This window comes from Streptococcus oralis (genome assembly GCF_023109155.1).
In the GTDB taxonomy this organism is placed as follows: Bacteria; Bacillota; Bacilli; order Lactobacillales; family Streptococcaceae; genus Streptococcus; species Streptococcus oralis_BZ.
The window spans coordinates 58,543-71,128 of sequence record NZ_JALDUA010000004.1 but is presented as its reverse complement, the minus strand read 5'-3'; the positions used below and the strand labels follow the sequence as shown (position 1 = coordinate 71,128).

The 12,586-nt window shown below is 39.7% G+C and carries 11 protein-coding genes; all 11 read left to right on the top strand.

Annotation, left to right across the window (positions count from 1 at the left end):
- Window positions 1-4 precede the first annotated feature (4 nt).
- The 11 genes from essC to M1F63_RS08035 all read left to right on the top strand — a co-directional run bounded on the left by essC (window position 5) and on the right by M1F63_RS08035 (window position 12,567).
- Window positions 5-4,381: a type VII secretion protein EssC gene (essC, locus tag M1F63_RS08085; protein WP_247941168.1), complete on the top strand. Its 4,377-nt coding sequence runs from the start codon at window positions 5-7 to the stop codon at window positions 4,379-4,381.
- 11 nt (window positions 4,382-4,392) lie between these two features.
- Window positions 4,393-4,722, top strand: a complete 330-nt coding sequence (locus tag M1F63_RS08080) for a DUF4176 domain-containing protein (protein ID WP_247941167.1) — start codon at window positions 4,393-4,395, stop codon at window positions 4,720-4,722.
- A gap of 48 nt (window positions 4,723-4,770) precedes the next feature.
- Window positions 4,771-5,148 carry a YwqH-like family protein gene (locus M1F63_RS08075; protein WP_247941166.1) on the top strand — a complete coding sequence of 126 codons (378 nt, stop codon included), beginning with the start codon at window positions 4,771-4,773 and terminating at the stop codon, window positions 5,146-5,148.
- A 16-nt stretch (window positions 5,149-5,164) separates the two neighbouring features.
- Entirely contained in the window at window positions 5,165-5,449 is a 285-nt protein-coding gene (locus M1F63_RS08070) for a TIGR04197 family type VII secretion effector (RefSeq protein ID WP_247941165.1), read from the top strand.
- 9 nt (window positions 5,450-5,458) lie between these two features.
- Complete coding sequence (locus M1F63_RS08065; RefSeq protein WP_247941164.1) at window positions 5,459-7,891, top strand: T7SS effector LXG polymorphic toxin; 2,433 nt, start codon at window positions 5,459-5,461, stop codon at window positions 7,889-7,891.
- A complete protein-coding gene (ifs, locus tag M1F63_RS08060) occupies window positions 7,892-8,779 on the top strand; it encodes an NAD glycohydrolase inhibitor (protein ID WP_247941163.1) in 888 nt (295 codons plus the stop codon).
- Window positions 8,780-8,814: 35 nt separating this feature from the next.
- The gene (locus M1F63_RS08055) at window positions 8,815-8,985 is read left to right on the top strand and encodes a hypothetical protein (RefSeq protein WP_247941162.1); all 171 of its coding nucleotides are present in this window, start codon (window positions 8,815-8,817) and stop codon (window positions 8,983-8,985) included.
- 9 nt (window positions 8,986-8,994) lie between these two features.
- Window positions 8,995-10,803: a T7SS effector LXG polymorphic toxin gene (locus M1F63_RS08050; protein WP_247941161.1), complete on the top strand. Its 1,809-nt coding sequence runs from the start codon at window positions 8,995-8,997 to the stop codon at window positions 10,801-10,803.
- Between the two features lie 18 nt (window positions 10,804-10,821).
- Window positions 10,822-11,481, top strand: coding sequence for a DUF6572 domain-containing protein (locus M1F63_RS08045; protein ID WP_247941160.1), 660 nt, complete (start codon window positions 10,822-10,824; stop codon window positions 11,479-11,481).
- A 91-nt stretch (window positions 11,482-11,572) separates the two neighbouring features.
- Window positions 11,573-12,196, top strand: coding sequence for a hypothetical protein (locus tag M1F63_RS08040; protein WP_247941159.1), 624 nt, complete (start codon window positions 11,573-11,575; stop codon window positions 12,194-12,196).
- A gap of 20 nt (window positions 12,197-12,216) precedes the next feature.
- Window positions 12,217-12,567, top strand: a complete 351-nt coding sequence (locus tag M1F63_RS08035; RefSeq protein WP_247941158.1) for a hypothetical protein — start codon at window positions 12,217-12,219, stop codon at window positions 12,565-12,567.
- Window positions 12,568-12,586: the final 19 nt, after the last annotated feature.

Below are 12,586 nucleotides of genomic sequence, written 5' to 3'. Positions count from 1 at the left end.
GTCTATGAATTATTTATTTTTTGAAGGCAATGTTTATCCACTCTATGCAGGAAAAACCTATCAACTGGGGTCTTCTGTAGATTCTAATATCTATCTTCCTATTTTTGAGAATGTGGTGCTGGAAGTCAAGGAAAATGGAATTGAACTACTCGGGGAGACTTATTCTTATGGGTATCATTTGGTTTCTATAGCTGAAAATATAAATGTTTCCTTATTGATTATTGAAAACACAGAGCATTACCTTCTTCCTGAGAAAATACTTTATTTATCAGATAAGAAAGAAGCGTCTATTCGCTTAGTTGATTTTCCTATAGAAATCATTTTGACCTTTGATGGGACAAATAAGACGATTTACAGTGTTAGTCCATTTTACATTAACGGTGAAAGAAAAACAGGAAAGCAAAACATTCAAGATATGGATCAAATTGTTTTTGAACAAGGTCTAGGTTTATCCGTTCAAAAACAAATCTTATCGATTCATTCACTATTTTCTATTGAGACGAGCTTACTGCCTTTTTCTGAAGTAATGGTCGAAGACCGTTCAAAAGAATTTCATCGCTCTCCACGGATTATTCTAAGAGAACCCGAGGATAAAGTAACGATTGCTTCGGCACCAACAGATGATGAAGGTCACAAACAATCGTTACTAAGATTGATTATTACCCCTTTGGCGATGATTGTCTTTACGATACTGACCGTTTACTTTACACGTAGTGGTGGAATGATGTTTATGATGATGGGGATGTCTGTCATTACTATTGGGACTTCCATTCATACTTATTTTTCTGATAAAAAATCACATAAGGAACTTCAAGAACAGAAAATTGTTGACTATATGGAATATTTGGAAACCAAATATTCTCAGTTAGCTGACTTACGTGATGAACAAGTTGAAGCTCTGGTTTATCATTTTCCTGATACAGTTCGTATTTTAGAAATGGTAGAAAAAATAGATCGACGAATTTATGAGAAAACGCTCTATCACTTCGATTTCTTGTCTTATCGCTTAGGATTGGGGGAAGTTAATTCTAGTTTCTCTATTGAGTATTCAGATTCTGAGTTGACAAAATACAATGCAGCTGCTAATCAAAAAATTCAAGAACTACTTTCTTACTATCGTGTGACTAAACAGGTACCAATTACTCATACATTAACAAATCCTATGGGTTATATCGGAACACGACAAATAGTGATTGAACAAGTTCAACAGATGATGATGCAATTAGCGACTTTCCAAAGTTATCATGATTTACAGTTTATTCCAATTTTTCGAGAGGAAGAGTTGGAGTTGTGGGATTGGAGTCGTTGGTTACCTCATACGAAAATTAAAGCACTAAATAGCCGTGGTTTTGTTTACAATCAACGTACTCGAGATCAACTATTGACGTCACTCTATCAAATTATTAAAGACAGAAAATTAGATAGTGAGCAGGACAAAGGAAAGGAAAAGCAATATAGCCCTCATTATATTCTCTTTATTACAGATTTAAGCCTGATGTTGGATCACAACATTATGGAGTACATCAATGAAGATTTATCCCATTTAGGGATTCATTACGTTTTCGTAGAAGAAGTACTTGAAAGTTTACCAGAACACGTTAAGACAGTTGTTGACTATCGAGGAGATAAAAAAGGTACCGTATTACTTCAGGATGGCAATTATACAAATAAAGAAATTACGCCTCTTCCTCCTGTAAGTTTATCGGAAAAGGAAAATTTTGCGAGAAATCTCGCGGGTATTCATCATGTTCAGACTTTGCGTAATTCGATTCCGAATAGCATTACCTTCCTGGAGATGTATGGAGTCAATAAGGTAGAGGAACTAGATCTTTTAAAACGATGGCAGGACAATGAAACTTTCCAAACAATGGCTGTTCCTCTAGGAGTTCGAGGTAGGGACGATATTCTTTATCTAAACATTCATGAGAAGGCGCATGGCCCTCATGGATTGATTGCTGGTACTACGGGATCAGGGAAGTCTGAGCTTATTCAGTCCTACATTCTATCTTTAGCTGTGAACTACCATCCGTATGAGGTTGCTTTCCTCTTGATTGACTATAAAGGTGGAGGGATGGCCAATCTCTTTGCAGACCTACCTCACGTCGTTGGTACGATTACAAACTTGGATGGCAACCAGGCGAATCGAGCTCTGGTATCTATCAAGGCTGAACTGAAGAAACGTCAGCGTATTTTTGCAGAAAATGACGTTAATCATATCAACCAGTACATGAAACTCTTCAAAGAAGGGAAGGTCAAAGAACCATTACCACATCTATTAATCATTAGTGATGAGTTTGCAGAGTTGAAGGCGAATCAACCTGATTTCATGGATGAATTGGTCTCTACAGCTCGTATTGGTCGTTCATTGGGAGTTAAATTAATTTTAGCAACCCAAAAACCTAGTGGGGTGGTTAATGATCAAATTTGGTCCAACTCGAAGTTTAAAATAGCTCTTAAAGTACAGGATGTTGCGGATTCTAGAGAAGTAATCAAAACACCTGATGCTGCAGAAATCACCCAGACAGGTAGAGCCTATCTTCAAGTCGGAAACAATGAAATCTATGAGTTATTCCAAAGCGCGTGGTCGGGTGCGGATTATAATCCAGAAGGACGAAACCATGTTCAAAAAAACACAACGGTGTATGAGATTACAAGTAATGGCCAATACAATGCCATTAATAAAGATTTGAGTGGTTTAGTCAATCGAAAAGAAGCAAAGGCTGTTCCAACAGAATTGGACGCCATTGTAGAAAAAGCTCGTGAAGTCTTTGACGGTCTTCATATTCATCAGGTGGCCAGTCCTTGGTTGCCGCCACTCGAAGAAAAGATATATGCTAAAGATACACAATCGACTAACTTCAAGGATTATTGGGGACGTTCAGAGGCCTTACAACCTATTTTAGTTGGGTATCAAGATATTCCTGAAAGACAGGAACAATCTCCACTTTATTTCAATATGGAACAAAGAGGCCATATTCTATTAGTTTCTAGTCCAGGATTCGGGAAGTCCACTTTTCTACAGAACTTTGCGATGGACGTGATCCGTAAGCACACACCAGAACAAGTCCATTTCTATCTCTATGACTTTGGTACTAGTGGTTTAATCTCTATTTCTGATTTTCCTCATGTTGCAGATTATTTCACCTTGGATGAAACTGAGAAAATCATGAAATCTCTTCGATTTTTGAATAGAGAGATTAAAACTCGGAAACGGGCTCTTTCGCGAGCAAGAGCGACAAATCTAACGCAGTACAATCAGTTGTCAGATGAGAGTTTTCCAACTATTTTCATCGAGATAGATGGTTTTGATAGTGTGATGGATGCCCCATTTGTAGATGCCTTTTATGATACTTTAAATGTCATCGCTCGAGATGGTGCTTCTCTAGGAATCTATCTAGTCGTGACACTTTCTCGTCTCAATGCGATGCGATTACAGTTGCAATCCAACTTTAAGACTAAGATTTCGCTCTTCTTATTTGATAACAGTGACTTGTCAGGTGTAGTAGGACGTTCAAACATTCCACTAGATGAAATCAAAGGCCGTGCCATAGCTAAATTTGACGATATCGTCCAATTCCAAGTGATGTTACCATACAGTAGTGAATACTATACGGACTACATAAAAGAAGTTCGTGCAGAACAAGAAGCCATGGCTGTGGCATACGATGGACCGCTTCCTGCAAGTATCCCAATGTTGCCAGAAAGGGTCACCAAAGAAGGGATGACAGAAATCTTAGAAAGCAGCCAAGACTTTATCTTGGGACTCGAAAGAGAGGCTGTTGTTCCAGCATCCTTTAGTTTCGAGCGACCTATTCTTATAGCCTCAGACAGTCCTGCTTTTGTAACGAATTACTATAAATTATTAGAGTATCATTTGGAACGTATGTCAGGTAAGTATAATACGCTTATCTTAGATCCTAGTCAGCGTATCAGCAACCAACTTTTTGATGGTATCCAACGTTTCGATACTTCTTTAGAAGTCGATAATGTAATGAAGACGATATTAGAAGACTTTAAGAAACGAGTGGCTACACCAAGTCAGGACTATCCTAAATGGTTAATTCTGATCCCTGACATTGCGGCGACAGCTATGGCAGCAGGGATGAACGAAGTAGACTTCAAAGAACTTCTTACGGAAGGTTCTCGCTATGGAGTGACTTTAGTATTTGCTGGTGCTTATCAGGATCTAGTAACCAATCAATACGATAATTTTGTCAAACTAGTTAATCAGTTAGTAGAACAAGTCTTCCTTGGTGTACGCATTAGCGATCAAGATCATACTCGCTATCCTTATATCATGAATGAACCGGCGCTGAAGCCTAACCAAGGATACATTCTTTACCCAGATCGTTATGAATTTGTTCAATTATTAGAAATTTAGAAAGGGATACGATGAAAGAAACGACCATGTTGCCACTCGGCAGTATCATTATATTAAAAGGAAATACAAAGAAGATGATGATCATTGCACGGGTCATCGCAGCGCCTGTCAAAGGGAATATCTATCGCTTTGACTACGGGGCTTGCCTCTATCCTGAAGGGATGGTAGGCGATAGCCTTATCTACTTCAACGACGAAGATATTTTTAAGGTTGTTCAAGAGGGCTATAGTGATGAGGATAATGACCTCATGTTGGAAAATATTGCTGCGGTTATAGACCAGACAGATATCCCTAAAGGAAATGTAGCCGAATTGAATGACGTAAATGGATTGGGAGGTTAAGAGATGGGAGAAGTTGATTATATGTAAATTGATTCTCTGCAAAGACAGGTGAATGCCCACTCTGCCAGCATCTCCTCTGCCCAATCACGGATTACGACTATCGATGAACAGTTGGAACGCCTTCGTACGGCCAAGAAGTCTGTAGGGGAAATTCAAAAAAAGGTTCATGATATCAGGTATCCTATCAACCACCGCAATATCCAGCCGGAATGGCAAGGCAAACAAAAAGATGCCTTCACCAAGCAGTGGGAAACCTTCTCCAGTGATTACACGAGTTTCCAAACAGAGATGGATACCTTCTATGACGCCATCTGTGATGAAATCACTAGGTTAGAGAACCAAAAGAATGAAGAAAATGGTATTATTGGCTGGTGTCAAAGTCAGATTAACAATCTGGGAAATTTCATCGAGAAGCTATTACATTAGAAGGAGGGGAAAGGTCATGTATGGAACGATTCAATTATCTGAGGTTCTGTTTAACTCACACATCGGTAGTCTATCCAAGGCCAAGGCTAGTTTGGCAGGAGTTGGGAAACCAAGTTTTAATACGACAGCTACATCAAAAGGATTGGACTTGTATCAGGAACAATTCAATGAACTCCACTCGCTGGTGAAGACCTACGCGACCTTGCTGGAGACAGATATCGCCTTGATGGCAGCCACAGGGAAAGAGATGCATCGGACAGATAGTGTCCTGGGGCAAAACATGTTTCCTGGTTTGCAGTAGGGAGGTGCCATGAGTTACAATATAAAATTTGATGATATCACCTCTGTTCAGGTGGAAAGTCAAAAGACGATAAATGCTTGGGGAGAGTCGGTCGCGAGCCTCAACAAGGCCATGACAGACTTCATCAACAATCAAAACCTCCAAGGTCAGGCCATCTCGAGTATGCGCAGATACCTAGTAGAGGTGCATGGGACTCTCCTTCAGACTCTGGTCAATCTGATGAATGACTACTCAACCAATCTCCTACTGTACAAGGACGGCTACTACCAGATTGATGGTGATCTTCATACAAAGCTACCTGGTCAGGTGTTTACAAACCTTCATAGTGATTTGAAGAGTTCGAGGGACAAGTTGAAGACCGAGATTGAGCTCTTGAAGACAACTAAGAGTGATATTTCAGACTTAGTGAGTTATGAAGGAAGCAGTCATACCAGTACGGTCATGAACTATAACTTCCTCATGAATCAGCTCAAGAACTTGGATACCTCCATCACTCAGTATGAAAGCAACCATGCGAGTCAGGATTTGGTCGCCTTTAAGGAACTTCTAGCTGCGACCAAGGCCTTGATCGCAGAGCATGCTGGTAAGACACGTACGGTAGGGACTTATCAGTCAGGGGATTTCGCCAAACTCAAGTCTGTTCAACGTTTTGCGATCGCCTACAAACAGGCGACCCAGCAGATGGAGAGTCGCGTTGAGCGCGTGAAGGCTGCCCAGGAGCGAGACAAGGTCCGTTTTGAGGCCTTGGCTGCAGAGGATCGTGCCAAGAACGGTTGGAAAGAGTTGGGTTTGGGTGTGTTGACCGTTGCGTTTGGTATACTCGCAATTATAGGAACCATGGGATCTGCGACTCCCTTGGTTGTTGGGTTTGGCTTAACTTCAGGTCTGGGGGCAACAATCTATGGTACGTCTAATGCAGCAGAAGGCGTTCATAATATCGTACTTGGGAATGCAGGGGATATCCAGACGAAATCCTATAACCACATCAGAGATACTGTATTTATGGGCAATGACAAGCTGTATCATGATGTTGGAAATGTCTTTGTGACGGCGAGTGCTATCATGATTCCCATAGGGCAGACCCAGAGCGTTGTCAAAGGCTTGACCCAGTTTGCGATAGGGGAAGCTGGTGCCTATACAGCCGGTCAGGTTGCCTATCATGGGACTAAGCTCCTAGGTGGAAGCGAAGAAGATGCCCAAACCGCAAACTTTATCGGAAACCTGGTAGGAGGCTATGTGACCTCCTCAGCAGCCAGCAAGTTTAGTCTCAATAAGGTGAAAAATAACTTATCTGAACCAAATTTTGCTAACTACAGAGAGTTTTCGACTAGAAAGTTTGGTGACTTCAAGACAAATTTTCAAGATGTCGAGACTAGGATAACCGTTGAGACGCGTAATGCGGCAGGTGAAATTCAACGTATCCAATTAAAAGCAGTCGGTGTAGATGAAACTGGAAAAATTCGCATTCAAGATTATACAACTGCAAAAGATGGTTTGTCCATTAAACGACAAGACAGTCTGGACAATCTATCAAAATATGGCGGTACTGTCGTAGGTGAAGGAAAAGGTCGCTTTACAGGTGGCACTAAAATTGAACCAGGAACTCGGATTGAGATTATTTCTCAAAAAACATCGGATATTTCGATTGAGCATGTGTCACCAGAAATCAAAAAGGCGACATTCGCAAAATTTAGAGAGCTTGCAAGTAAAGAAATAGATTGGAATACACCAGAGAAGCAAGCATCCTTCGAGGATACTTTTGATATGTATGTAGAACGTGCTGTTAGAGAAGGAGCGGCTCCAAATAAAGAAGCCTTATATAAGATGTATGAAACTAGACAGTACGATTATCCAAAAGCATACAAAGATGCCATTAAGCAACCTTATTTAGAAGGTGGAGCTTCCTCTATTGTAAATGGGAAAAGTATTAAAGATTATGTTTTTGGCGAATATGGCTCTTCTGTAGGACGAGTAACTGGGGGAGATGTTGGTCAAGGTAACTTTGCGACGAGTACTGTAGAAGATTCCGCTCTCTTGTATGATAAGAGTGGAAAACTGAAATCGGGTTCAGAGATTGCGAGAGTAAAAGGAGTTGGGGATGACACATACGATTCAGGTATCTATCAGTATGCATATAGTCCTGAGTTAGTTAGAAATATGGATAAAGCAGACTTGATACGGTTTCCAAATGGTGATACGCCGGGTTCTTCATCTTTAAATATTCCAGGTGCTAAAACCTGGGCTGGTTCTGACATTAATATGTCTGAGAGTGAACTACTTATGCCAACGATTGACACAACGGGGCATTCTTACGATGATTTTCTATCTGCGATTAAACGCCAAGGCTATTATGAAATAAAAAATCCACGTGTCTATAAGCCTGGGACTAATAAAATTGAGCAAGTTGAAGGAATTTTCAGAATAAATCAATGGAGTCAATAAATGAAAACTTATAAATTGAAAAATAAAGAGAATTATAAATATTTTGTCAAACATTATCTAGAGGTGATGAAGGAAGGAAAAGAAGCAGAAGCATTTCTAGGAACAGAAGCTAAGTATTGTTTTCGGCAACGAGATTCTTATGAACTTGATAGTACAGATATTGGAGTATTAATGGAATATTGCTTATATCCTTTGTATGTGGAAGGAGATAGAGATATAGCGCGTAGAGCCTTTGACATCTTGAAAGATTTTAGCTTATCTAATGATCTAATGAAATTAAAGAAGGTCACTCAATATATTTCTAATCAAAAATGGTTTGTAACGAATTATTATGATATTCCCTTTGTTATTGAAACAGATGAATTGGTAAGAAATATTATAGAGAGCACTTCCCACCTATCAGATGATCAAAAACGAACGTATATCTATGAAGGGTTGTGTAATGTATTAGATCGTAACCCAGAATACAGGCAGTGTGACGAAGAAAAGGTAGAGAAGATTCTTAAGGAATTCAAGGAAAAATACTACAATCCCCCTAAGGTAGTAGAAACCATTAAAACAGTTGAGGAAATTGTACTAGACGTTACAAGTATCGATGCGATGGGGGTTTCAGATGACCATCTAGAGTTGTTGTTGATTGATGAAAACAAATGGATAGAGTCATTAGAAGAGGAGCATCTCTTGAAACTTCAAGAAAAACTCAATAACTATATCTACTTCCTCGAAAGCAAGCAGTATGTGGAGCGATATGGTGATAAGTTTGACAAAAAAGTCATCTATATTACTTTCCAATATTCTCCATCTGATAATGGATTGGCCTTTCTTGCGGCGGTTCAGAAAGTGTTACAACCCACTGATATGAGCTTGAAGGTAGAATTGCCGGAGTGATAAAGGGAGCGGAAACGCTCTCTTTTTGTGGTATAATGGGAGAAGGATTGGACTTGTATCAGGAACAATTCAATGAACTCCACTCGCTGGTGAAGACCTATGCGACCTTACTGGAGACAGATATCGCCTTGATGGCAGCCACAGGGAAAGAGATGCATCGAACAGATAGTGTCCTGGGACAAAACATGTTTCCTGGTTTGCAGTAGGGAGGTACCATGAGTTACAATATAAAATTTGATGATATCACCTCTGTTCAGGTGGAAAGTCAAAAGACGATAAATGCTTGGGGAGAGTCCGTCGCTAGCCTAAACAAGGCCATGACAGACTTTATCAACAATCAAAATCTCCAAGGTCAGGCCATCTCGAGTATGCGCAGATACCTAGTAGAGGTTCATGGGACTCTCCTTCAGACTCTGGTCAACTTGATGAATGACTACTCAACCAATCTCCTACTATACAAGGACGGTTATTACCAGATTGATAGTCACCTGCATACAAAGCTACCTGGTCAGGAGTTTACGCGATTACATAGTGATTTGAAGGGTTCGAGGGATAAGTTAAAGAACGAGATTGAGGTCTTGAACACGACCAAGGACAAGATTTCAGACTTGGTGAGCTATGATGGAAGCAGTCATACCAAAACGGTCATGGACTATAACTTTCTGCTCAATCAGATCAAGAACTTGGACAGCTCCATCACTCAGTATGAAAGTAACCATGCGAGTCAGGATTTGGTCGCCTTTAAGGAACTTCTAGCTGCGACCAAGTCCTTGATCGCAGAGCATGCTAGTAAGACACGTACGGTAGGAACTTATCAGTCAGGAGATTTCGCCAAACTCAAGTCTGTTCAACGCTTTGCGATAGCCTACAAACAGGCGACCCAGCAGATGGAGAGTCGCGTTGAGCGCGTGAAGGCTGCCCAGGAGCGAGACAAGGTCCGTTTTGAGGCCTTGGCTGCGGAGGATCGTGCCAAGAATGGTTGGAAAGACTTGGCGATTGGTGTGGTGACCGTTGCGTTTGGTATTCTCGCAATTATAGGAACCTTGGGAACTGCGACTCCTTTAGTTGTTGCAGGCGGTATCGTGGGTTTTGGGACAACAGCCTATGGGTTGTCTAATATGTACGAGGCTGGTCAGGATATCAAACTTGGGAATGCAGGGGATATTCAGACTAAAGCCGGAAATCCCATCAGAGATACGCTTTTCATGGGCAATGACAAGTTGTATCATGATGTTGGGAATGTCTTTGTGACGGCGAGTGCCATCATGATTCCCATAGGGCAGACCCAGAGCGTTGTCAAGGGCTTGACCCAGTTTGCGATAGGGGAAGCCGGTGCCTATACAGCGGGTCAGGTTGCCTATCATGGGACTAAGCTCCTAGGTGGAAGCGAAGAAGATGCCCAAACCGCCAACTTTATCGGGAATATCGTAGGAGGCTATACGGCTTCCTCAGCAGCCAGCAAGTTTAGTCTCAATAAGGTGAAAACTCAGTTCTCTCCTGAATGGAATGAATATCTAAATGAATTTCCAAAAATTGAAATTGATAAAAATAAAGTAGATGAGATTCTTAGAATAAGTCCTAATCCTGATGATGGCGTATTTAGACCTAACCCTCGGAGATATTTACCTAAAGAATACAGACAGGCTCACAAGGAATTATTTGATGATGGAGTTGCAGCCTTTGTGAAAGATGATTTCTTCATCCAGAAATTTGGTAATTTTGGTCGAGAAGATGGAGCTTTTGTTTTTCCAAAAGATGTAGCAAAGGCTATGATTAAAGAGGCGGATGGAAATCCAAGGAAGTTAGAGGCTTTATTGGGGCTTGATGAGGGAAGTCTAGGAGACTCTCCTAAAATGGTACTTCCGCAGGAAGTACATAATTACAGAATTCCTGATGGAAATGAGGGAGGATCACGTGCCAATCCACAGTGGCGACCAGGAGGAAAAACATACCCTGGAGGAGTTCCTGAAGCAGTAATCGACCCAGTTCCAAAAGATAAGTTAACATTAGTAGATATTTGGTAAGCAACAAAGGAGATAAGAATGGAATCAATTTATGTAAGTCAAAAAGATATGTTGGAAATCTGTCAAGATGGTGATAAGTATTTCTTGCGTTATCCAACTTTTAATATTACCTACCCAGAAGTGGTTCAAGAAATCCCAAAAGAAGCTGTCGATAGCTATATTTCGGGAGAACATACTGGCAAAGAGTTGATGAATTATGCGCAGTATGGTTTTTGGAAATCTAAAAAACAGTATACACAAGAAGAGTCAGACAAAATTTTTATACGAAATAATCCTGATCTAATTTTTAATGATTTATCTGATAACCAAAAAATATTTTCTTCTGAAGAGTTTACCCAAATCGTCACTCAAGCCATCTCTTCAGAACTCAAGCCAGCTGAACTTGACGCAATTGGTATAGTTGATAGTCATTTAGAGCTTCTTCTGGTGGATCCAGTTGGCTGGGAGGAAGAGATAGAAGCAGTCCATTTGGAAATTCTGCAAGAAAAAATTAATAATTATATTCACTTCCTCGAAAGCAAACAGTATGTGGTACGATACAGTGATCGGTTTGACAAAAAAGTTATCCATATCACATTCCAGCATTCTCCATCTGATAACGGTTTAGCCTTTCTTGCTGCGGTTCAGAAGGTGTTACAACTCACTGATATGAGTTTGAAGATAGAATTACCAGAGTAAAGAGGGAGCGGAAACGCTCTCTTTTTGTGGTATAATTGGACTAGGTTACGCAGACTTTTGTTAAACAGGTAAAAATAGGAGATAGTAAGTAATGATTATAAATAATACTGTTATCAACAAACAATTAACAAAAGCAATATTCTATAATAATTTTAAAAAATACCTTCGACAAGATGAAAGTTCTAATTTATTTATGTTAAAAACGCCCGTCATGATTGAAGGATTAGAATTTTGGGCAGATTTTAATTTTCAAAATAACATTCTGGAATCTCTAAAGTTAAGTATATACCAATCAAATGGACCAATAAGTTATTTGAATATGTTTGAATATAAACTAAAAGATATAAAAGAGATACAGGATAGGTGGTTAGAAAAACAATATGGTAGCTTTTCCGAAAAGAGTACATACTCTACTAAATTTAACACCTCTTTTGCGGAAATAATATCATACATTGATACAAAATCAGGTGAGACCAGTATAATCTTTTTGTTACTGAAGTTCCGCGTCTATAATTTTGCCGGGGTAAAATTTCAGTATGAGAATGATTTCTTGGAGATTTATCTGTTTTTAAACGGCGAGGAAGGGTTATTACTTTCTAAGCCGAACAGTAGTTACAGCGAAATAAGCGATTGGGATAGTTATTTAAAAGAAATCATGACAAAAATCGAGTCGTATATCCCAGAGAAATATTTAAAAGCCAAGGGCTGGAGATAAAATAGTTGGGAGGTATTGCATTGGAATTAAATAATATGGATATTTTATCGGACGAAATCTGTGATGTAGTTGAAAGAGTATTTGGGGATAAGATTGATTCTATAGTGATTGATGATATAAATGATGAACCCAATCATCATACATTTAAACTGGATTTTCTTGTCTATGACTTTGCTGGGGTAAGATTTATATACGAAAACGATTTATTTGAAATTCACCTACTTCTTAATCTTAACAAAGAAAAAGTGATTTCTAAGCCAAATAGCCATTACAGCGAAATAAGTGACTGGGACAGCTACCTAAAAGAAATCATATTAGAAATCGAGTCCTATATCCCAGAGAAATTTTTAAAAGCCAAGGGTTGGCGATGAAAGAATCAGGAGGTGTTAA